This is a genomic window from Nocardia brasiliensis, from assembly GCF_011801125.1.
GTDB classification, from domain to species: Bacteria; Actinomycetota; Actinomycetes; order Mycobacteriales; family Mycobacteriaceae; genus Nocardia; species Nocardia brasiliensis_C.
Map to the genome: position 1 here is coordinate 6,434,827 of NZ_CP046171.1, position 21,136 is coordinate 6,455,962.

General features: G+C 70.0%; 22 protein-coding genes. 11 read left to right on the top strand and 11 right to left on the bottom strand.

All coding sequences use genetic code 11. The features are described from left to right. The first annotated feature begins 170 nt into the window (after positions 1 to 170). The 3 genes from F5X71_RS29230 to F5X71_RS29240 all read left to right on the top strand — a co-directional run bounded on the left by F5X71_RS29230 (position 171) and on the right by F5X71_RS29240 (position 3,633). On the top strand, positions 171 to 1,373 hold the full coding sequence (locus tag F5X71_RS29230; RefSeq protein ID WP_167464893.1) for a tobH protein: 1,203 nt from the start codon (positions 171 to 173) through the stop codon (positions 1,371 to 1,373). Continuing rightward, complete coding sequence (gene manA / locus F5X71_RS29235) at positions 1,373 to 2,641, top strand: mannose-6-phosphate isomerase, class I (RefSeq protein ID WP_167464894.1); 1,269 nt, start codon at positions 1,373 to 1,375, stop codon at positions 2,639 to 2,641. The genes F5X71_RS29230 and manA overlap by 1 nt, the downstream gene beginning before the upstream one ends. 68 nt (positions 2,642 to 2,709) lie before the next feature. Then, the gene (locus tag F5X71_RS29240) at positions 2,710 to 3,633 is read left to right on the top strand and encodes a cation diffusion facilitator family transporter (protein WP_167464895.1); all 924 of its coding nucleotides are present in this window, start codon (positions 2,710 to 2,712) and stop codon (positions 3,631 to 3,633) included. Between the two features lie 16 nt (positions 3,634 to 3,649). Here F5X71_RS29240 and F5X71_RS29245 read toward each other — a convergent pair whose 3' ends face one another. Together F5X71_RS29245 and F5X71_RS29250 are read right to left on the bottom strand one after the other, a co-directional pair. Next, the gene (locus tag F5X71_RS29245; protein WP_167464896.1) at positions 3,650 to 5,101 is read right to left on the bottom strand and encodes a phytoene desaturase family protein; all 1,452 of its coding nucleotides are present in this window, start codon (positions 5,099 to 5,101) and stop codon (positions 3,650 to 3,652) included. A gap of 81 nt (positions 5,102 to 5,182) precedes the next feature. Beyond that, the gene (locus F5X71_RS29250) at positions 5,183 to 5,773 is read right to left on the bottom strand and encodes a TetR/AcrR family transcriptional regulator (protein ID WP_167464897.1); all 591 of its coding nucleotides are present in this window, start codon (positions 5,771 to 5,773) and stop codon (positions 5,183 to 5,185) included. 101 nt (positions 5,774 to 5,874) lie between these two features. Here F5X71_RS29250 and F5X71_RS29255 point away from each other — a divergent pair, with 101 nt between their 5' ends. Both F5X71_RS29255 and F5X71_RS29260 read left to right on the top strand, forming a co-directional pair. After that, complete coding sequence (locus tag F5X71_RS29255; protein WP_167464898.1) at positions 5,875 to 6,324, top strand: DUF4267 domain-containing protein; 450 nt, start codon at positions 5,875 to 5,877, stop codon at positions 6,322 to 6,324. A gap of 56 nt (positions 6,325 to 6,380) precedes the next feature. Further along, positions 6,381 to 6,596: a DUF4287 domain-containing protein gene (locus tag F5X71_RS29260; RefSeq protein ID WP_167464899.1), complete on the top strand. Its 216-nt coding sequence runs from the start codon at positions 6,381 to 6,383 to the stop codon at positions 6,594 to 6,596. A gap of 62 nt (positions 6,597 to 6,658) precedes the next feature. Here F5X71_RS29260 and F5X71_RS29265 read toward each other — a convergent pair whose 3' ends face one another. Beyond that, the gene (locus tag F5X71_RS29265) at positions 6,659 to 8,026 is read right to left on the bottom strand and encodes a cation:dicarboxylate symporter family transporter (protein WP_167464900.1); all 1,368 of its coding nucleotides are present in this window, start codon (positions 8,024 to 8,026) and stop codon (positions 6,659 to 6,661) included. 190 nt (positions 8,027 to 8,216) lie between these two features. Between F5X71_RS29265 and F5X71_RS29270 the strand changes: the two genes are divergently transcribed. Together F5X71_RS29270 and F5X71_RS29275 are read left to right on the top strand one after the other, a co-directional pair. Beyond that, on the top strand, positions 8,217 to 9,704 hold the full coding sequence (locus tag F5X71_RS29270) for a sensor histidine kinase (protein ID WP_167466834.1): 1,488 nt from the start codon (positions 8,217 to 8,219) through the stop codon (positions 9,702 to 9,704). After that, the gene (locus tag F5X71_RS29275; RefSeq protein WP_167464901.1) at positions 9,701 to 10,399 is read left to right on the top strand and encodes a response regulator; all 699 of its coding nucleotides are present in this window, start codon (positions 9,701 to 9,703) and stop codon (positions 10,397 to 10,399) included. The genes F5X71_RS29270 and F5X71_RS29275 overlap by 4 nt, the downstream gene beginning before the upstream one ends. Before the next feature lie 63 nt (positions 10,400 to 10,462). On the opposite strand, the gene F5X71_RS29280 is transcribed toward F5X71_RS29275, so the two are convergent. From F5X71_RS29280 to rfbD, 4 genes are all read right to left on the bottom strand, one after another. After that, complete coding sequence (locus F5X71_RS29280; protein ID WP_167464902.1) at positions 10,463 to 10,795, bottom strand: hypothetical protein; 333 nt, start codon at positions 10,793 to 10,795, stop codon at positions 10,463 to 10,465. 150 nt (positions 10,796 to 10,945) lie between these two features. After that, positions 10,946 to 12,025, bottom strand: coding sequence for a sugar phosphate nucleotidyltransferase (locus F5X71_RS29285; RefSeq protein ID WP_167464903.1), 1,080 nt, complete (start codon positions 12,023 to 12,025; stop codon positions 10,946 to 10,948). A 192-nt stretch (positions 12,026 to 12,217) separates the two neighbouring features. Continuing rightward, complete coding sequence (locus F5X71_RS29290) at positions 12,218 to 13,120, bottom strand: glycosyltransferase family 2 protein (protein ID WP_174817157.1); 903 nt, start codon at positions 13,118 to 13,120, stop codon at positions 12,218 to 12,220. Then, positions 13,113 to 14,024: a dTDP-4-dehydrorhamnose reductase gene (rfbD, locus tag F5X71_RS29295; protein ID WP_167464905.1), complete on the bottom strand. Its 912-nt coding sequence runs from the start codon at positions 14,022 to 14,024 to the stop codon at positions 13,113 to 13,115. The genes F5X71_RS29290 and rfbD overlap by 8 nt, the downstream gene beginning before the upstream one ends. 283 nt (positions 14,025 to 14,307) lie before the next feature. On the opposite strand from rfbD, the gene F5X71_RS29300 reads away from it, so the two are divergent. From F5X71_RS29300 to F5X71_RS29310, 3 genes are all read left to right on the top strand, one after another. Beyond that, positions 14,308 to 15,753 carry an LCP family protein gene (locus F5X71_RS29300; protein WP_167466835.1) on the top strand — a complete coding sequence of 482 codons (1,446 nt, stop codon included), beginning with the start codon at positions 14,308 to 14,310 and terminating at the stop codon, positions 15,751 to 15,753. An 18-nt stretch (positions 15,754 to 15,771) separates the two neighbouring features. Next, on the top strand, positions 15,772 to 16,494 hold the full coding sequence (locus tag F5X71_RS29305; protein ID WP_167464906.1) for a TIGR03089 family protein: 723 nt from the start codon (positions 15,772 to 15,774) through the stop codon (positions 16,492 to 16,494). A gap of 102 nt (positions 16,495 to 16,596) precedes the next feature. After that, complete coding sequence (locus F5X71_RS29310) at positions 16,597 to 17,907, top strand: cytochrome P450 (RefSeq protein WP_167464907.1); 1,311 nt, start codon at positions 16,597 to 16,599, stop codon at positions 17,905 to 17,907. On the opposite strand, the gene F5X71_RS29315 is transcribed toward F5X71_RS29310, so the two are convergent. Continuing rightward, the gene (locus F5X71_RS29315; RefSeq protein WP_174817158.1) at positions 17,900 to 19,498 is read right to left on the bottom strand and encodes a carboxylesterase/lipase family protein; all 1,599 of its coding nucleotides are present in this window, start codon (positions 19,496 to 19,498) and stop codon (positions 17,900 to 17,902) included. The two genes, F5X71_RS29310 and F5X71_RS29315, sit on opposite strands and share 8 nt — an antisense overlap. A gap of 198 nt (positions 19,499 to 19,696) precedes the next feature. Between F5X71_RS29315 and F5X71_RS29320 the strand changes: the two genes are divergently transcribed. Continuing rightward, positions 19,697 to 19,873 (top strand): zinc ribbon domain-containing protein, encoded by a 177-nt coding sequence (locus F5X71_RS29320; protein WP_238816054.1) that lies wholly within the window; start codon positions 19,697 to 19,699, stop codon positions 19,871 to 19,873. An 81-nt stretch (positions 19,874 to 19,954) separates the two neighbouring features. Here the strand turns inward: F5X71_RS29320 and F5X71_RS29325 are convergent, their stop codons facing one another. Genes F5X71_RS29325 through F5X71_RS29335 form a run of 3 tightly spaced genes read right to left on the bottom strand, consistent with a single transcriptional unit; the run spans position 19,955 to position 21,133 of the window. Beyond that, positions 19,955 to 20,230, bottom strand: a complete 276-nt coding sequence (locus F5X71_RS29325) for a SelT/SelW/SelH family protein (RefSeq protein ID WP_167464909.1) — start codon at positions 20,228 to 20,230, stop codon at positions 19,955 to 19,957. A gap of 16 nt (positions 20,231 to 20,246) precedes the next feature. Continuing rightward, positions 20,247 to 20,636, bottom strand: coding sequence for a YchJ family protein (locus F5X71_RS29330; RefSeq protein WP_238815535.1), 390 nt, complete (start codon positions 20,634 to 20,636; stop codon positions 20,247 to 20,249). Between the two features lie 26 nt (positions 20,637 to 20,662). After that, on the bottom strand, positions 20,663 to 21,133 hold the full coding sequence (locus F5X71_RS29335; RefSeq protein WP_167464910.1) for a hypothetical protein: 471 nt from the start codon (positions 21,131 to 21,133) through the stop codon (positions 20,663 to 20,665). Positions 21,134 to 21,136 lie beyond the last annotated feature (3 nt).

The window sequence follows — 21,136 nt, forward strand, 5'->3', positions numbered from 1 at the left end:
CGAGCCGACCGCGCGACCCGAGGCCGGGAACCCGAGCACCTTCGGCCTTCGGCTGGAATAGTGGAATCACAGGCCCTGGATTCGCCCGACCCGGGCCCGGCGTGGCAGCTGACCCGGGCGGGAGCAAGGGCGGAAACGACTCAGCGCGATGAGGGGAGGTGGGACGCCCGATGATCGCTGGAACACCGGTGCTCGACCTCGACGATGCCGCTTCACTCGAGGCAGCCGATACCGCGGGCGCCCTGCGTTCGGCGGCCTCCGGCGGTGCTCAGGTCCGAGCCACGGCCGCTGCCGTCGGCGAGGACGCTCTGGCCCGCCTCGCCGGTCTGCGACCACGCAGCGTGGTCCTCGTCTCCGGCGCGGGCCGGGCCGCGCGGGCCGCGAGCCTGCTGGTCGCCGCGCTCGGTGAGCGCGCGGGGCTACCCCTGGTGCCCGTCGCCGCGTTGCCGCCCTGGGTCGGCCCGCTCGATGTCGTCCTCGTCGCCGGTGACGACGCCGGCGATCCCCGCCTGACCGATGCCGTGGATCGCGCGCTGCGCCGCGGCGCCGAGGTGGTCGTCGCGACCCCGATCGAGGGCCCGATGCGCGCCGTCGCGGCGGGCCGGGCCGCGGTGCTCGCGCCGCGGGTGCCGGTGCTCGACCACAACCGGCTGCTGCGCTTCGTCGCGGCAGGCATCGCCGTGCTGCAGATCGTCGACCCCGGCCGCAGCGCGACGGTCGTGCCCGACCTGACCGCGCTCGCCGACATCCTCGACGCGGAGGCGCTGCGCGGCGGTCCCGCCAACGAGGTCTTCCGCAATCCGGCCAAGACCCTCGCCGCCCGCATGCATCAGCGCGGCGTGGTGCTGGCCGGCGACTCCCCCGCCGCCGCCCGGCTGGCCGAGCACGGCGCCGAGGTGCTGCTGCAGTCGGTGGGCCGGGTCGCCGCCGCGGTGGATCTGGCCGAGGCCGTCGCCGCCAGGGCCCGAATGACCGAGACCGCGGGCGCCTCCGCGCCCGGCTACGATCCGCTGTTCCACGACGAGGAACTCGACGGACCGGTGCAGGTGGAGCGCATGCGGGTGTTCGTGCTCAGCACCGACGCCGACCAATCGGCCGCCCGGCGGCGCATCGCGGTGTTCGGCGGTTCCGAGGCAGGCCTGGTCGACGCCGATCTGGTGAACGCCGATGTCGACCTGCTGCACACCGGTCTCACCGACCCGTCGGTGCCGGCCCCGCCGCGCACCGAGGAACCCGCCGCGGGCGCGGGCGGCGAGGTGGAACAACTCGCCGTGCTCGCGCTACGCCTGGAAATGGCCGCCGCATACCTACGGTTGATCGGAACTCGCGGCACCGCGACCGAGAGCCAAGGGCAGTTCGGGGGCAACTACTAGTGCACGAACTCGTTGGTGCGCTGCGCTCGTACGCCTGGGGCTCGCGCACCGCGCTCGCTCAGTTGTGCGGCCGACCGGTACCGTCCGCCCACCCCGAAGCCGAACTGTGGTTCGGCGCGCATCCCGCGGACCCCGCGCACGTCGTGGTCGCGGACCGCACCACATCGCTGCTGGACTTCGTCGCGGCCGACCCGACCCGCGAACTCGGCCCCGCCGCCGCAGAATTCGGCGGCAAGCTGCCGTTCCTGCTCAAGATCCTGGCCGCCGAGGAGCCGCTGTCGCTGCAGGCGCATCCGAGCGCCGCGCAGGCGCGCGCCGGCTTCGAGCGGGAGAACCGGACCAACGTGCCGTTGGATTCGCCGATGCGCAACTACCGCGACGACAACCACAAGCCCGAACTGGTGGTCGCGCTGGACCGGTTCGAGGCGCTGGCCGGTTTCCGTGACCCGCACCGCACCGTGCGGCTGCTGCGCGCTCTCGACGTGGAAGGCCTGGCCTCCTATGCGAACCTGCTTGCCGCGCAACCGGACTCGGACGGGCTGCGCACGCTGTTCACCACCTGGATCACGCTGCCGCAGCCGGTGCTGGCCACGCTGCTGCCCGCGGTGCTGGACGGCTGTGTGCGCTACCTTTCCGGAAAGGGCAAGCGCGAGTTCACCGCCGAGGCGCGCACCGCTCTGGAACTCGCCGAGGCCTATCCCGGTGATGCCGGTGTGCTCGCGGCCCTGCTGCTGAACCGGCTGACCCTGGAGCCGGGCCAGGGCCTGTTCCTCGCCGCCGGCAACCTGCACGCCTACCTGCGCGGGCTCGGCGTCGAGATCATGGCCAACTCCGACAACGTGTTGCGCGGCGGCCTCACCCCCAAGCATGTCGACGTGCCGGAACTGTTGCGGGTGCTGGACTTCGAGCCGATCGACCTGCCGGTCGTGCTGCCCGAACCGGCCGGCGACGGCTCGGTGCGCTACCCCACGCCCGCCCCGGAATTCGCGCTGCGGCGCTTCGACCTGGTCGCCGGTTCCGGTCAGGTCCCGCTGACCGAGGCGGGCCCCGGCATCGTGCTGTGCACCGCCGGTTCGGTCCGCTTGCTGCAGGGCACAACGGAATTGGCGCTACAGCGCGGCGCGGCGGCGTGGATCTCGGCCACCGACACCGACATTCGCGCCCAGGCGCCCGAAGGTGACGCGCAGCTTTTCTGCGCGTGCGTCGGCAGCGCAGGCGCCGCGGGCCTACCCGCCACGCTGAGCGGGCACGACCAGCACCGCGGCTGATCGCCGCCGACGGCGACGACACGCTAAGTTAGCCGGGATCGAGCAATTCGAGAAAGGGCGTCCAGGGCATGTCGGCTGGTGGTGGCAAGAAGGCGATCCTCGCCGCATTGACGGCGAACGCGGGTATCGCCGTCGCGAAGTTCATCGGTGCGGCGATCACCGGTTCGGCGTCGATGCTCGCCGAGGCGGTGCACTCGGTGGCCGACACGTCCAACCAGGGGCTGCTGCTGCTCGGCCAGCGACGTGCCGAGAAGGACGCCGACGAGCTGCATCCGTTCGGCTACGGACGCAGCCGCTACTTCTACTCGTTCATCGTGGCGCTGGTGCTGTTCACCCTCGGCTCCATCTATGCCGTCTACGAGGGCATCCACAAGATCCAGCATCCGGAGGAACTCAGCTCACCGATCGTCGCGATCGCCATCCTGCTGATCGCCATCGGCCTGGAGTCCTACAGCTTCACCACCGCGATCCGAGAGTCCAAGCCGCTCAAGGGCAATACGAGCTGGTGGCGATTCATCCGCACCTCGCGCAGCCCGGAACTGCCGGTGGTACTGCTCGAGGACACCGGCGCCCTGGTCGGCCTGGTGTTCGCCTTCATCGGCGTCGGCCTGACCATGGCCACCGGCGACCCCGTCTGGGACGGCATCGGCACGCTGGCCATCGGCCTGCTGCTCGGGGTCATCGCCGTCATCCTCATCATCGAGATGCAGAGCCTGCTCATCGGCGAGGGGGCCACGCCGGAGGAGGACCGGCTGATCCGCGAAAACCTGATCGACGGCACCCGGATCGACCGCGTGATCCACCTCAAGTCCCAATACCTCGGCCCCGAAGAGCTTTTGGTCGCCGCAAAGGTCGGCGCCGCGCCCGGCCTCGACGTCGCCCAGCTCGCCGCGGCCATCGACGACGCGGAGGCCAGGGTCCGCGCCGCGGTCCCGGCCGCCCGCGTCATCTACCTCGAACCGGACCTCTACCGCAGCGAATCGACCGTCTAGGCACCGACCACGCCGGTCAGGCGCGCACCAGCTCCAGCGGGTCGGTGGTGATGCCGAAACGCTGCCGCAGCACGTGACGGGCGGCGTGCACACCGGACATGCCGTGCACGCCGGGGCCGGGCGGGGTCGAGCCGGAACACAGGTAGACCCCGGGCAGCGGTGTCGCGTAAGGGTTCCAGCGCGCGGTGGGACGAAAGGCGAACTGGCGCAGGGTCATCGCACCCGCCGAGATGTCACCCCCGACGTAATTGGCATTGTGCAACGGCATTTCGGCCGCCGTGTATACATGCTTTGCCAGAATCAGCTCGCGGAAGCCGGGCGCGAACCGCTCGACCTGCGCGATCACGGCCTCGCTGACGTCACGGGTCGAGCCGTTCGGCACGTGCGCGTAGGTGTAGAAGGTGTGCTGCCCGGCGGGGGCGCGGGACGGATCGACCACGCCGGGCTGGATGGACAGCACGTAGGGCCGAGCCGCGTGCTGCCCCGCGGCGACGGCGCGTTCGGCGGCCATCGCCTCGGACCTGGTACCGATCAGATGCGCGGTGCCGGCCTGTGCCATCCCCTCCGCCTGCCAGGGCACCGGCCCGGCGAGCGCGAAATCGACCTTGCAGGCGGCGCCACCGTAGCGGAAATTGCCCAACCGCTCGACATAACGGTCCGGCAGCCGATGGCGCGCGAGCCGAACCAGTTCCGCGGGCGCGAGATCCAGCACCACCGCGCGGGCGGAGTCGAACTCGCCGAGCGCATCGATCCTGGTCTTCGTGTGCACCCGGCCACCGAGCCGTTCCAGTTCGGCGACGAGCGCGTCCGCGATGGCCTGACTGCCGCCGCGCGGGATGGCCCAGCCACCGGCGTGCGCCAGCGTGCCGAGCATGAGCCCGGCGCCGGCGGCGGGAATCGCGCGCGGCGGCGTGATCGCGTGGGTGGCGACACCGGTCAGCAGCGCTGCGGCGGTGTCGCCGTGAAACCTGGTGTTCCACAACGGAGTTCCCTGCTCGAGGGTGCGCAACCCGAAGCGCAGCGCGGTCGCCAGGTCTTTCGGCGGCCTGCGCAGGTCCGACATCGCCAGGTCCACGACGGATTCCCAGTGCGCGACCAGCGGCCCGAACAGCCTGCGCCACGTCGCGCCGTCGCGGCCGAGACCCGCTGCGGTGCGGTCGAGATCGCGCCACGCGATGCCCGCCGTGCCGCCGTCCATGGGATGGGCGTAGGACGCCTCCGGGATGAGCAGCTCGACGCCGTGCGCCGCGAGGTCGAAGGCGCGAAAGAACGGTGACGCCAACGCCATCGGATGCGCGCCCGCACAGATGTCGTGCCGGAAATCCGGCAGCGTGAGCTCGGCCGTGCGCGATCCGCCGCCCGCGGTGTCCTCCGCCTCGTACACCTCCACCGCGAGTCCGGCTTTCGCCAGGATCACCGCGGCGGCGAGTCCGTTCGGTCCGGAGCCGACCACCACAACATCAGGCATGCCCCCACGCTACCGGCCCGGGAATCGGGCGCACGGAATCGTGTTCGCGCACACGCGCCGAGACGCGGGTGGTCGGGCGGATCAGGCGGGAGCGGCACCCACCGCGGCCAGCCATTCGGCGACCAGGATGGACAGCCGCCGCTCGCGCAGCTCAGGGCGCAGCCGCCCGCCGCGCTCCAGGGTCGCCAACCCGTGCAGCGCGCTCCAGGCCACCTCGGTACGGGCGCCGAGCTCCGCATCCTCGACGAACGGACGGAACATCGCCTCCAGTTCGGCGAAGCCGTCCTTGAGCGGCTGCGGGGCGTCCAGGCCGAAGACCAGATCGATGGCCATCGAGAACATCGCGTCGTAGCGGGCCGGGTTGGCGGCCGCGAAGTCCAGGTACGCGCGGGCCACCCTGGCCATCGCGTCGGCGGGTCCGGTGGCCGCGCCGTGCGCCCGGCGCAACGCGATCGTGAGATCGACCATGCCCTGCTCGGCGACCGCGGCCACGATCGCCGATTTGCCCGCGAAGTGGCTGTACAGCACGGGCTGGCTGTATTCGATGCGCTCGGCGAGCTTGCGCACCGTCACCGCTTCCCAGCCTTTGGCTTCGGCCAGCTCGCGCGCGGTGTCGATGATCCGCTGATGGCGTTCGGCTCGTTCCCGTTCCTTGCGCGTCTGGGTGCTCATGCCGAAATCCTAGCAGTGCTAGACAAGTGGGATCGCGATAGGTTATCGTCGCTACACAATCTAGCGCCGCTAGAATCCGCAGCACCGAGGAGCTACCCGCCATGACCATCTCCCGCATCGCCACCGCCCTGTCCATCGCCGGCGCCGCCTTCATCCTCTACATCGGGATCAGCTACCTGTTCACCCCGGACACCATCGCGCCCGGTTTCGGCCTGCCCGCCTGGCCCGAGGGTGACGCGGCCGCGTTCATGAACCTGAAAGGCGTGCGCGACACCGTCTTCGGCGTGCTGATTCTGGTGCTGCTCGCCATGAAGCAGCGCTATGCCCTCGGCATCGTCACGCTGGTGGTCGCCCTGGTCCCGCTCGGCGACATGCTCACCGTGCTCAGCTGGAGCGGTTCGACCGCCGCGGCGTTCGGCATCCACGGCCTCACCGCCGCCCTCGTCGCCGCAACCGGCGCGCTGCTGATTCGGGAACACCGGACGGCCGCCCGCCCGGCCCCGAGCGCGTCCCGGCCCGCGCCTGATCCGGAGCGCGCCGCGGTGCGATGAATTCCGCGCGGCCGCACCGTCATACCCCTGAACACCCCGCGAGCTCAGGAGAGACCATGGCAACCAAGCCGCACGGCCCCGCGTCCTACTTCCCCTCGATCGAGGCCAAGTACGGCCGCACCATCGACGAGTGGCTCGGCGCCATCCGCGACTCGGACATCACCGCGCACAAGGCGTTGGTCGAATGGTTGAAGACCGAACACGCGATGGGGCACGGCCACGCCACCGCGCTCGCCCAGTACCACCTCAACCCCGCCAAGTGGGCCTCCTGACCCCACCCCGAACGCGCGAAGGGCCCGCAGATCCTGCGGGCCCTTCGCGTTTCACAGTGCAGCTATGCGCGAACCAGGTCCTTGGTGTCGGGCTCCTGCTGCGGCTGCGCGCCGTGGTCGTGATCGACCATGGTCTGTTCATCGAACGGCAGCTTGCGGTCGAGTACCTCCCGCACGCGCTCCTTGTCGATGGTCTTGGTCCAGGTACCGATGAGCACGGTGGCCACGGCATTGCCGGAGAAATTGGTGAGAGCACGGGCCTCGGACATGAAGCGGTCGATGCCGACGATCAGGCCGACGCCGTCGAGCAGTTCCGGACGGTGGCTCTGCAGACCGCCTGCCAGCGTCGCCAACCCCGCGCCGGTGACACCGGCCGCGCCCTTGGACGCGATGATCATGAACAGCAGCAGACCGATCTGCTCGCCGATGCCGAGCGGTTTGCCCATCGCCTCCGCGATGAAAATGGAGGCCATGGTCAGGTAGATTGCAGTGCCATCCAAATTGAACGAATACCCGGTCGGCACAACGACACCGACGGTCGTGCGCTCGACGCCCATGTGCTCCATCTTCGCGATCAGCCGAGGCAGCGCGGATTCGGAGGACGACGTCGCGACGATCAGCAGGTACTCGCGCGCGAGGTAGCGGACCAGTTTCAGCACCGATACCCGCGACACCGACCACAACACGACGCCGAGGACACCGAAGACGAACACCAGACAGGTCAGGTAGAACGCGATCATCAACGTGCCGAGTTTCACCACGGCGTCGAGCCCGGTCTTGCCGACCACGTTGGCGATCGCACCGAACGCGCCGATCGGCGCCAGCCACAGGATCATCACCAGGATGCGGAACACCAGCTTCTGCAGCAGGCCGATACCGCGCAGGATCGGCTCACCGCTGCTGCCCATGGCCTGCAGCGCGAAGCCGACCAGCACCGCGACGAACAGTGCCTGCAGCACGCTGCCGTCGGTCAGCGAGGACAGCAGCGACTTCGGCACGATGCCGCTGATGAACTCCCAGGTACCACCGGCCTTTTCGGCCGCCTTCACCGAGTCCTGGGCCGCCTTCGCCGTCTTGCCGATATCGAGCCCCGTGCCCGGCTGCAGCAGATTGCCGACGACCAGTCCGATGCCGAGCGCGAAGGTCGACATCAGCATGAAGTACCCGATGGCGAGCCCGCCGACCTTGCCGACCGTGGCCGCGGTCCGGATCGAACCGATGCCGAGCACGATCGTGCAGAAGATGACCGGCGCGATCATCATCTTGATCAGGTTGACGAAGATGCTGCCGAGCGGAGCGACAGCGACCCCGACGCCGGGTGCCAGCCAGCCGACGAGAATGCCCGCGACCACCGCCACGATGACGGCCAGATACAGCCAATGGGTGCGGTCGCGCTGCTTCGGCGCTGGTTGTGCTGTCACTGCGGTCATACGGGTGGTTTCCTCCGAGGTGGTGCCGACGTGAGGTGCCTCACGACCCCCAGGCAGAATGATGGACGTGCAGGTGACACGGGTCACGGTTTGGTGCATTACGTTCAGCGGCGGAAGGCAGTAATTGAAACGCGGTCGGCTATCCCTGGCCGGTCAGGCCTTCGCGCTGCAGCTGATCGTGTTGACCCTGATGGTCGTCGTCGGGGCGGTGCTCGCGGTCATCGACGCGCGCAGGCACAGCGACGTGACCACCACCCGCGAGGTGAGGGACGTGGCGGTGAGCGTCGCTGAAGCACCCTCGACCCTGTCGGCCGTCTACACCACCGACCCGCCCCGGCTGCTGCAGCCGGTCACCGAGCGGATCCGGCGGGCGACCGGAATGGACTTCATCGTGGTGATGGCGCCGGACCGGACCCGCTACACCCACACCAACCCGGACCGGATCGGCGAGCCGTTCAGCGGCAACATCGACCGCGCGCTGGCCGGGGAGACGTTCACCGAGACGTTCACCGGCACCCTCGGCCCCTCGATCCGCGCGGTGGCGCCGGTCTACGACGGCAACCGGGTGGTCGCGCTGGTCTCGGCCGGGGTGACCAGGGCCAAGATCGGCGACCAGGTCGCCACCCAGCTGCCACTGATCCTCGGCGTCGCCGCGGCGGGCCTTGTCGTCGCGGGCAGCGGCTCGTTCCTGTTGAGCCGCAGGCTGCGCAGGCAGACCCACGGACTCGCGCCCGCCGAACTGCGCGCGCTCTACGAGCAGCACGACGCCGTGCTGCACTCGATCCACGAGGGACTCGTGGTGTTCGGTATCGCGGGCGAGCGCGCGGAGGTGGTCAACGACCAGGCCCGCACGCTGCTCGGGCTGCCGGCGGGCGAGGTGCACCGCGGCGACCTGCCGGTCTCCATGCAGCAGATGAGCTGGGGCGTGGTGCGCGACGAGATGCATGTCACCGGCGACCGGATCCTGCTCATCAACCAGGACATCGTCACCTGGGAGGGCAGGCCGATCGGCACCGTGATGACCATCCGCGACCACACCGAATTGCGGGAGGTGATGGGCGAACTCGACTCGGTGCGCAGTTTCGCCGAATCGCTGCACGCCCAGGCGCACGAGTCGGCCAACCGGCTGCACACCGTGGTCACCATGGTGGAGCTGGGCCGCTATCAGGAGGCCGTCGCGTTCGCCACCTCGGAACTCGAGCTCTCGCAGAACCTGATCGACCGGCTGTTCGCGGCGGTGGGCACGCCCGCGCTGGCCGCGCTGCTGCTCGGCAAGGTGAACCAGGCCAACGAACGCAGCGTCGAGTTGACCATCACCGAGGAGACCGCGCTCGATTCCATCGAGCCGCTCTCGCCGCAGGAGATGGTCACCCTGGTCGGCAACCTGACCGACAACGCCATCGATGCCGCCGCGGAGAGCCCGAACGCCTGGGTGGAAGTCACACTGCGGCAGCAGGATTCGGACCTGTACCTGCGGGTCGCGGACAGCGGCCCCGGGATGTCCGAGCAGACCTTCCACCGCGCGTCGCAGCGCGGGTATTCGACCAAGGCCGACCATCACGGCCTCGGCCTCGCACTGGTGCACCGTCTGGTGGCCAGGCACGGGGGGACCATTCGTACCGACCTAGATCCGGAAAGCGCGGTAACCGTGACGATTCCGCGAAAGGACGCACAGTGATCCGAGTGCTGATCGTCGAGGACGAACCCCTCATCGCCGAGGCGCACCGCGCCTACGTGGACCGCATCGAGGGTTTCGTCCCCGTCGGGGTCGCGCATACCGGCCGGGAGGCGATGCGCGCCGCCGCCGACAACGCGGCCGAGGGCACCCCGATCGACCTGGTGCTCATGGACATCGGACTGCCCGACGCGAGTGGTCTCGATGTCGCGGCGGCGCTGACCGGACTCGCGCCGCGGCCCGACGTCATCGCCATCACCTCCGCGCGTGATCTCGCCATGGTGCGTACCGCGGTCTCCCACGGCGTGGTGCTGTATCTGCTGAAACCGTTCACCTTCGCGGCTTTTCGCGACAAGCTCGATCGCTATCGCGAGTTCCGCACCGCGCTGCCCGCGGGCGAGACCGCGGTCTCCCAGCACGACATCGACCGCGCGCTCAGCGCCCTGCGCACCCCGGACCAGCGGGCCACCACGCCCAAAGGCGTTGCGCCGCAAACCCTCGACGAGATCTCGCGCACGGTGCGCGCGGCCCCGGACGGCATCACCGCCGCCGACACCGCGACCACCATCGGCGTCTCCCGCATCACCGCGTGGCGCTACCTGGAGAAGCTCGCCGACGACGGCCTGGTGACCCGCCGCTCCGACTACGGCCGTGCGGGCCGCCCGAAGACTCGCTACGTCTGGAAGACCAAGTCCTGAGCGGCTTTCCCAGAGCGTCCCTACGTTGCCGCGCTCTGCATCGTAGGGACGCTCTGTTCGTCGCTACGCGGGCAGGTGGTCGTACCCGAACACATTGATGAAGTAGTTACCCGGGATCAGCTGGTTCATCGCGTGCCACAGGCCGCCGGGATCGCGCTGGTAGTAGCTCACGCCCAGCGAACCCGCGTCGTAGCAGACGATGTCGGCGGTGCCGAACGGGCTCCAGTACCTGTTCGTGCCCGGCCGTGGGAGCTCGAGCGGAGTGGTGAACAGGTGGCCGCACGGGGTGATGCTCGGTTCGTAGATGGACGGCGCCGCCGCGGCGGTCGGCGCGAATCCGACGGCGCAGCCCGCGAATACGGTTGCTGCCAGCACCCGAGGGAAGAGTTTCCCCATCGAAGTTCTCCTCAACTATTCCGGTCGGTCACAGTGAGCACACGCGGTGTCCCGTGGCGAGCGAACGCCACAAGACCCCGCGCTGCACCCTGCCAGAGGACCCGACGCGAGGGAACCGTTTCCGCCCGGTAGCTTCCGCGCGCCGGACGATCAGACGTCGGTGGAGAAGCGAATGCCGCCGTCGGGCAGCTCGACGCCGGGCCAGACCCGGGCGCCGCGTAGTAGTTCGCAGCGGGCGCCCACCTGCGCGCCGTCGCCGATCACGCCGTCGCGCACCAGCGCGCGCGGGCCGATCCTGGCGCCGAAGCCGATGATGGAGCGCTCGACCGTCGCGCCCGCCTCGATGACCGCGCCGTCGAAGATGACCGCGCCGTCGAGCCGGGCGCCCGCGCCGACCTCGGCCCCGCGACCGACGACGGTGCCGCCGATGAGCAGGGCGCCCGGTGCGACGCCCGCGCCGGGATGGACCAGGGATTCGCCGCGCTGGCCGGGCAGCGCGGGCGAGGGGGCGATGCCGCGGACCAGGTCGGCCGAGCCGCGCACGAAGTCCTCGGGGGTGCCCATGTCACGCCAGTACGAGGAGTCGACATGCCCCTGCACCCGCGCGCCCTCGGCGAGCAGCGACGGGAACACCTCGCGCTCCACCGACACCGGGCGACCCGCCGGGATCTTCTCGATGTACTCGCGCCGGAAGACGTAGCAGCCCGCGTTGATCTGATCGGTCGGCGGATCCTGCGTCTTCTCCAGGAACGCGGTGACGCGCCCGTCCGCGTCGGTCGGCACACAGCCGAACGCGCGCGGATCGCTCACCCGGACCAGATGCAACGTCACGTCAGCGTTGGTGGACTCGTGCGTGTCGAGCACCGCGCCGAGGTCGGTGCCGCCGAGCACGTCACCGTTGAACACCATCACGTTGTCGGCGCGCAGCTTGGGCAGCACGTTGCGGATGCCGCCGCCGGTGCCGAGCGGTTCGGTCTCGGTGACGTACTCGAGCTCGAGTCCGAGGTCGGCGCCGTCGCCGAAGTGCTCCTCGAACACCTCCGCCTTGAACGAGGTGCCGAGCACGACATGGGTGATGCCCGCCTCGGCGATGCGGGCGAGCAGATGCGTCAAGAACGGCAGCCCGGCCGTCGGCAGCATCGGCTTCGGTGCGGAGAGGGTCAACGGGCGCAGCCGCGTCCCCTGTCCACCCACCAGGATCACGGCGTCGGTGCCTGCATGTGCTGCCATTCAAGGTCCCCTGTTCACAGTGGATCGAGTAGTGCGCGCGCCGACGGCCGGCCCGCGAGGTACACCGGGCCGCAGTGCGCGACGGCCCTGCGCCATTGTCGCTCAGCAACCGCCGAATCGATAGGTTTTCCCAGGTCTGCCGCTCGGCCGCCTGGTATCGGGATACCCGTTCTCGCCCGCTGTTCGCGCGCGTCAGGCCGGGTGACCCGCTTCCCGCGCCTGTTGGCGCAGCGCCGATCGAACCGCAATCCGGGAGCGCACCGCAAGTCCAGCGCGCAGCGCGAGCCGCAGCGGCAGCTGCCACCAGTGCGGGTGCCGGTCGGCCTGGAAACGGTAGGCGCTGGCGTGGTGGGCGGGCAGCATCTTCTCGGGGTGCCGTCCCGCCGCGTGCCCCTTGGCGTGGGTCACCTCGGCCGAAGGGACGAAGACGTTGTGCCAGCCCGCCTTGCCCATCCGGTCGCCGAAGTCGACGTCCTCCATGTACATGAAGTAGCGCGAATCGAAGCCGTCGATCGAGTCGAAGGCCGACCGCCGCACCAGCAGGCACGAGCCCGACAGCCAGCCGACCGCGCGCTCGGAGATCTCCTCGTTCTCCTGGCGGTAGCGCCGGGTCCACGGGTTCGTCTTCCATACCGTGCCGAGGATCGCGTGTCCCGCGCCGTCGAGCAGGCCGGGCACCCGGCGCGCCGACGGGTAGACGCTGCCGTCCGGTTCCAGCACCAGCGGTCCCACCGCGCCTGCCCGCGGCCAGCGCGCGGCGGCGGCGAGCATCTTGTCGATGGCGTCGGTGCCCCAGCGGATGTCGGGGTTGGCGATCACGATGAATTCGATGGCCGGATCGATCTCGGCGACCGCGCGGTTGATCGCGCCGCCGTATCCGATGTTGCCGCCGGTGCGTAGCAGGCGCACGTGCGAATTGGCCTCGGCGACCAACTCCGGCACCCCGTCGGTGGAACCGTTGTCGGCGAGGATCACCTGTGGCTTCTCGGTCGTGGCGTCGGCCAGCGTGGTGATGAAGTGCTCGAGGTGTTCGCCGGGTGAATAGGTCACCGTGACGACGGCCAGGCCCGCGTTGGCGGAATCGGAATCACTCACGGCCGCTGAGCCTAGTGGTCGCGGCCGGACCCAGTCCATCGGACGAGCGCGCCAGTGCGTCGCGCAGCGCGAGCCGCCACGGACGCAATGGCGTGAGCCCGGCATCGTGCCAGGCCCGCGGCGACAACACCGAATATGCCGGGCGCCGTGCGGGTCTCGGATACCTCGACGAATCGCACGGGTGTACTCGCGCGGGATCGGCGCCCACCGCGGCGAACACCGCGCGCGCGAGTTCGAACCAGCTCGCCTGTCCGGCGTTGGTGGCGTGCAGCAGGCGCGGGGCGTCCGGGCGAGCCGCGAGTTCGAGCAGCGCGGCGGCGAGATCGGCGGCGTAGGTGGGCGAACCGAGCTGGTCGTCCACCACGTCGACGGTGTCACGCTCGCGTTCCAGCCGCAGCATGGTCGCGACGAAATCGCTTCCGGCGCCGGTATATACCCACGCGGTACGCACCACGTGCGCCTGCGGGGCCAGCGTCAGCACGGCCGTCTCCCCCGCGAGTTTGGACCGTCCGTAGACCGTGGCCGGCCCGGTCGGATCGGTCGTTTCATAGGGCCGGACCGCCGTGCCCGCGAAGACGTAGTCGGTGGAGACGTGGATCAGCCGCGCCCGTGCCCTGGCACACGCGGCGGCGAGCACGGCAGGTCCGGTCTCGTTGCCCGCGAACGCCGCGTCGCTGTCGGTCTCGGCCTGATCGACGGCGGTGTAGGCGGCGCAATTGAGCACCACCGTCCCCGGTCGCAGCACAGCGGCGACCGCGTCCGGATCGGTGATGTCCAGATCGGCGCGGCCGAATCCGTGCGCGTGCGGCGCGAGTCGCAGCAGTTCGCGCCCGAGCTGGCCGCGGGCGCCCGTCACGACCAGGTGCGCGGGCGCGCCGGGCCCGGACGGCGTCGAGGTTGTCACAGTTGTCAAGTCTGGCACGCCGTCCTTGGCACGCCGCCGCACCTGCGGATTGCCGGTCCGATCCGTGGCATTCGTTAGCCTTCGAGCAGGCGCCCTCGACGCGCGCGCACAACGCGGCGATGTTTGCCAAAGGGTTGCGGGGGTTATGGAAAGGTGGGGTGGTCGAGCACACCGCGCTGCGGAAGCAGACCCAGAGCGTGTCGAAAGGATGTCCAGGTGTCGAGAGGATGCAAGTTAGCCACGGAGGTGACCGGTGACCCGGCCGCGCGGCGCTGACGCGCCGCTGCCCGCGGGCGGCCCGCTGCGCGTGTTCGCCGCGGCGCTCGCGGCCGTGGTGTTCGTCATCACCGGCTTCGCCTGGCACAGCGTCGACAGCCTGATCTCCAACATCGAGCGCATCGGTGGTCTCGGGCTCGGCGGCGGCCGAGACGGCGCCGTCGACATCCTGCTGGTCGGCGTGGACAGCCGCACCGACGCACACGGCAATCCGCTCAGCGATCGGGAACGCGCGATGCTGCACGCCGGCGACGAGGTCGGCACCAACACCGACACCATCGTGCTGATCCGGGTGCCCAACGACGGCCGGTCCGCGACCGCGATCTCCATCCCGCGCGACTCCTACGTCGACATCCCCGGCCTGGGCAAGGGCAAGATCAATTCGGCCTACGGCGCCACCAAGGAAACCCAGCGGCTGAAGCTGATCAATCAGGGCGTCGCCGAGGACGAGGCGGATAAGCAGTCCACCAAGGCGGGTCGCCAGGCGCTGATCAAGTCCGTCGGAGATCTCACCGGGATCAGCGTCGACCACTACGCCGAGGTGAGCCTGCTCGGCTTCGTGCTGCTCACCGACGCGGTCGGCGGTGTCGAGGTGTGCCTGAACAACCCGGTCGACGAGTGGATGTCCGGCGCCGACTTCCCGGCGGGCCGCCAGCGCCTCGACGGGCCGTCGGCGCTGAGCTTCGTGCGCCAGCGGCATAATCTGCCGCGCGGAGACCTCGACCGCATCGTGCGCCAGCAGGTGTTCATGGCCCAGCTGGTCGGGCAGGTGCTCAGCGCCAAGACGCTCAGCAACCCGGCGCGGATGAAACAGCTCAGCGACGCGGTCGGGCGCACCGTGGTGCTCGACGAGGACTGGGACGTGCTCGCGTTCCTGCAACAGCTGCAGGATCTTTCGGGCGGTCAGGTGAAATTCGAGACCATTCCGGTCACCGATCTGAACTACATGACCTCCGACGGCGAGTCGGTGGTGCGGGTCGATCCCGGCGCGGTCAAGTCGTATGTGTCGTCGCTGGTGGACGGGAAGTCCGACGAGAAGGCCGCGCCACCGTCCGTCGATCCGGCCACGGTGACCGTCAGCGTGTACAACGCCGGCGGCATCGGCGGGCTGGCGGGCAAGGTGGCGCAGGAGTTGACCGGCAAGGGCTTTCACGAGGGTCTGGTCGGCAACTACACCGGGCCGAGCGTGACGAGCAGCCGGGTGCTCGCCGCCGACACCGGCGACGCCAAGGCCAAGGCGGTGGCCAAGGCGCTCGGCGGGCTGCCGGTGCTCGCCGACACCACCCTGTCGCCGGATTCGGTGAGCGTCGTGCTGGCGAGCGACTATTCTGGTCCGGGCTCGGCGGCTGGGAGCATGTTCGACTTCTCCGGAACGTCGAGCGCCACCGCGACGCCAGTCCCGCCCGCCCCACCGATCGACGCAGGCCAGAACGGACCGAAATGCGTGAACTAGACAGGCGTGAATCAGTCGATGCGTGAAATCCACGAGTCGCTCACCCTCACCGAGCGGGTGCTCGACCCGATTCTCGAACGTGAGCCGGCCGCCCCCCGTGTCACCTATTACGACGACGCCACCGGCGCCAGGATCGAACTGTCCGGGCTGACCCTGGCGAACTGGGCGGCCAAGACGGCCAACCTGATCAGAGACGAATTCGGCCTCAGCCCCGGCGCCAGGATCGCGGTGCTGCTGCCCGCGCACTGGCAGAGCGCCGCCGTGCTGCTCGGGTGCTGGTGGGCGGGCACCGAGGTGGTGCTGCGCCCGGACGACGACGCCGAACTCGCCCTGGTGACACCCGACCGGCTCGACGACACCCAGCAGGTCGCCGAGGTCGCGGCGCTGTCGCTGGACGCGCTCGGCGCGCCGGTGCGCGACCTGCCGCTCGGCGTGACCGACTTCGCCACCTCGGTGCGTGTGCACGGCGACCAGTTCCGGCCCGCGGGCGCGGGCGCGGCACTGGACGGCATGCCCGTCGCGGAGGTGCTCGCCGAGGCGAAGAAGTCCGCGATGCGCCAGGGTATTTCCGAGGGCGACCGGGTGCTGTCCAGCACGCCGTGGGACACCCCGGCCGAGTTGATCGACGGCTTCGTCGCCGTGCTGGCCGCGGGCGCGAGCCTGGTCCAGGTCGCGAACCCGGATCCGGCCCTGCGCGCACGACGCATCGAAACGGAGAAGGTCACCGCGCAGCGCGGGTGATCTCCTACCGCGGTATAGGACAACCTCCGACTAGGGCACGTTCCACATCTCGACCCGGATCCGTACGGTGGACAGCAGGCACAACGACGGAGTTGGTGAACTATGAAGCCGCAGTATTGGTTCCGCTGGTTGTCCGTTCAGGGTGCGCCGCGCCTGGTGTTACGCAGGCAGGCCAAACGCGGGGAGCCGTTCGCCGAGTTGCTCGGCGGCCCCACCGGCATCGGCGATCCCTATCCGTTGATCGAGCGGTTGCGCGGCGAGGGCCGGATCATGCGCACCGCGCTGTCGTTGGCCAGCTTCGACTACGAGGTGTGCCGGACCATCCTGCGCGACAACCGATTCGGCGTACGCGCCACCGACAACTTCGACATCCCCGGTCCGATCCGGAAGCTGGGCAAGTATTTTCCGGTCCCGCCGAACCCGGTGGAGCCGCCCTCGATGCTGGTGATCGATCCGCCCGAGCACACCAGGATGCGCAGGCCGGTGGCTTCCGCGTTCACCCCGCGCGCGATCGGCAGGCTGCGCGAGCGCATCGAGATCGTCACCACCGAACTGCTCGCGACGCTGCCCTCCGGCGGGTCCGCCGATCTGATCGGCGCCTACGCGTCCCAGGTGCCGATCGCGATCATCTCCGAGATGCTCGGCTTCCCCGATCGGGACCGAGAACTGTTCCTGCGCTGGGGTGATCAGACCACGCCCCTGCTCGACCTCGGCATCTCCTGGCGCGCGCACCGGCGCGCGATGGCGGCGATGGAGGTGATGAACGACTACCTCGACGCGCACATCGCCCGGCTGCGCCGCGCGCCCGGCGACGACATCCTGAGCACCCTGGTCAGCACGGGCGAGCTGGACAACGTGGAACTCAAGGCCACCGCGAGCCTGCTGATGGGCGCCGGCTTCGAGACCACGGTCAACCTCATCGGCAACGGCGTCGTGCAACTGCTCACCCACCCCGATCAGCTGCACCGGCTGCGCGCGGAACCGGAGCTGTGGCCGAACGCCGTCGAGGAGGTGCTGCGCTTCGACGCCCCCGTGCAGACCACCGCGCGCACCGCGGTGCGCGACGCCGAAATCGCCGGTGTGCCGATCCGTGCGGGCGAGACGGTGGTGCTGTCGCTGGCGGGCGCGAACCGCGATCCCGCGAAGTTCGCCGAGCCACAGCGCTTCGACGTCGGCAGGCCGAATGCCAAGGAGCACTTGACCTTCAGCAACGGCGTCCACGTCTGCCTCGGGGCGAGCCTGGCCAGGATGGAGGGCGTGCACGCGCTGCGCGCCCTGTTCGAACGCTTCCCCGACCTGCGCCTCGACGGCACGCCGCGGCGCAGGGAGCTGTTCACGCTGCACGGCTACGAGCAGCTGCCCGTGCGCCTCGGCCAGCGCGCGCAAGCACCCGAACCCAGCCCGATCAGCTGAAGCCGACGGCCTGTTCGCCCCACGCGGTGTGCAGGTCGCGGTCCGGGTTGTCGACCACCCGATCGATCGTATCGATCAGCAGCGTGGTCCGGGTGGACGGGCGATACGGCGGCCAGTGCTTCGAGCCGTCGAGCGCGGCGGGCACGCCGTGCGTGGCGAACGCGAGCCAGCGTCGCATCATTCGTCCCGACACCTCCATGGCCACCTTGCGGCCGCCGAGCCAGAACGTCGGATCGTGGTTGAACGTGCCGAAATTGCCGAACACATACGGCAATTCCGTGGCGTGCCCGGCGCCGACCCGGGCCGCGCGCAGCATCGGCGTCGCGTGGTCGAACCGATAGGTCCAGGTCGGCGAGTGCTGGGCGTGCCCGTCGGCGACCCAGAGCGCGGGCATCCGGAACGCGGCGTCGCCGGACATGGCCAGCGCGCCGCGAGTCTTGTCCAGATCCGGGTAGGCCGAGGTGATTTCGGCGATCCGCTCGTGTGACCATTCGGGATGGGCGGCGGCCACGTCGTTGAGCATCGCGTTCACCGCGTCCGGGGTCACCGGCATGATCGGTGAGCGGAAGACCCGGAACAGCGACGCCTCGTCCTTGTTGGCGCCGATCATCAGCGGCACCCGATGCGAGCGGCCGTGCTGGAAGCGGTCGATCGGATAGGTCGGCAGCAACTCACCGTCCACCACCGGCGCCGCGGCCAGACGGCCCGGCTCCTTCAGTGGGATCTCGTCCAGCAGGATCCCGGCGACCTCGACGATCTTCTCGATCGGCCAGTCGAGCAGTTCGATCGCCCGCGCGGCGGGCAGCTCCAGCAGTTCCAGGAAGCGCTGGGCCACCCCGGCCGCGCGGTCCCTGCCGAACACCGTGGTCGCGGGCGGGCTCTGCGCGATCGCCTTGTGGAACAGCCCGGCCGCGCTCGGCGAGGTGAGCAGCGCCGTGACGCAACCCGCGCCGGAGGATTCGCCGAACAGCGTCACGTTGCCGGGGTCGCCACCGAAGGCGGCGATGTTGTCGCGCACCCAGGACAAGGCCGCGATCTGATCGTGCAGACCGAGATTGGGCGTGAACGGCCCCGGCAGCGAGGACAAATCGAGGAAACCGAGCGCGCCGAGCCGGTAGTTCACCGTCACCACCACGACATCGCCCGCCTCGGCGAGCTTGCGGCCGTCGTAGATGCCCTGGGCCGCGGTACCGAGGCAGTAGGCGCCGCCGTGCAGCCAGACCAGCACCGGCCGCGGCTCACCGCGATCGAACGGCTCGATCGTCTCGCCGTCCGCGCGCCGGGGCGACCACACGTTGAGCCACAGACAGTCCTCGCCCATGCGCAGATCCGAATCGACCGGAACCATGTTGCCCATGGTCTGCGGCGCGATCTCACCGAACGTGGCGCAGTCGCGGATGCCGTCCCAACTCGGTGCCGGCAGCGGTGGCCGGAAGCGGCGCGCCCCGCTCGGTGCGGCCGCGTAGGGGACACTGCGCCACACCGCGACCGGTCCGTCCCAGCGTCCGCGCACTTTTCCCGAGGCCGTCGCGACCACCGGCTCCGCGCCGCGCACCGCCAAGTCCGCTGTCGTCTCGAACTGTGTGCCCATGTTCGCACCTCCCGCCGGCGACCCGTTGGTGTGCTGCCGGTTTGCTCCAGCGGGTCGCGCACCTCGTGATCTCTCCTTCGAGGGTACGTCCATCCTGACGGTGTAAACGGGCGACGCACCATGCCGAGGCCGGGACGGTACCCTGTAGCGATGCCGAGTTACAGCTATCGGTGCCGCAGTTGCGGGGACACCTTCGAGATGAACCGCCCGATGGCGGAGTCGTCCGCACCGGCGTCGTGCCCGAGCGGCCACGCCGACACAGTCAAGCTGCTGACCACGTTCGGCACGGTCAGCCGGGGTAGCACGGCGCCTGCGCCGAGCCAGACCCCCGGCCCGTCCGGCGGTGGCTGCTGCGGCGGAGGCTGCTGCTCCTGAGTTCCGCGCCCCGCGGCATCAATTCGCGCGAACGCGGTAGCAATTCGCGCGGACGCGGTGTCGATCAGCGCGGGCGCGGGATCAATCGCGGCGGTCGGCGTGGCCGAGATCACGGTCGGGTGCGACGTGGTCGCGCACCCGCTGCTTGAGCACCGCGATCTCGGGAAAACCGCCGTCCGCCTTGCGTTCCCAGATCTGCGCATCGTCGACGGTGATCCGGAAGACGCCGCCGGTGCCCGGAATCAGCGCCACCTCACCGAGTTCGGTCGCGAAGGTGCTCAACAACTCCTGAGCCATCCAGCTGGCGCGCAGCAGCCAGCGGCACTGGGTGCAGTACTCGATCGCGACGCGCGCCATGCCGGTCAACCTACCCTCACGCCTCGATCTCGCCGTCCAGGTAGACCCAGGCGCCGTCGGCGCGCAGGAACCGGCTCACCTCGTGCAGCGAACCGCGGGTGCCGTCGGCGCGATAGTGCGCGACGAACTCGACCAGCCCGGACTCGTCGAACAGCCCACCGTCCGCGGTGCGCAGGATCTCCAGGAACAGCCAGCGCTGTCCCGGATCGAGGTCGACCTCGGCGGGCCGGGTACGCGGATGCCACGACTGCTTCAGATAGTCGGTGTCCCCCACCGCGAAAGCGGTGTAGCGCGAACGCATCAACGCCTCGGCCGTCGCCGCCGCACGCTTCCCGCTCAGCACCGGCCCGCAGCAGTCGTCGAAGGGTTCGCCCCGACCACACGGACACATCCGCGTCCCACTCATCCCTTTATTCTCGCGCGTCACCCTGATCACAATTCACCCCGGGGTCGCCTCGACCCCGACGCACCGGCCGCGGCGAGGTCCGCGACGAGCGCGACGGTCTGTTCGCGCCAACGACGCAGATCGGTGACGCTCGGCGCGAGTTCGTAATCGTGGTGGTGCGCGGCCCGCGAGAGCGCGGCCCACAGCACCCCGACCTGGGCCGCCACCTCCGGTCCCGCGAAGGTGCGCAACGCGATCAGCTGCGCGCGCATCGGACAGCGCATCAGGGCAGGGGCCACCCGGGTCCACAGCTCGTCGACGGACTGTTCCAGCGCGATCCGCAGAATCCACGCGGTGGCCCGCGACCACAGCCCGCCCGCGTCGGTGACCGCACCGGCGAGCAGCCGATCGACGGTGTCGAGCCGCTCGGCCACCGACGGTCGCGGCGTGCCGTGCCGGGGTTTGCCGTTGCGTCGCGGGCCGCGGCGCGGACCCCGCGGTGTGCGCCGCTCGGTCATCGC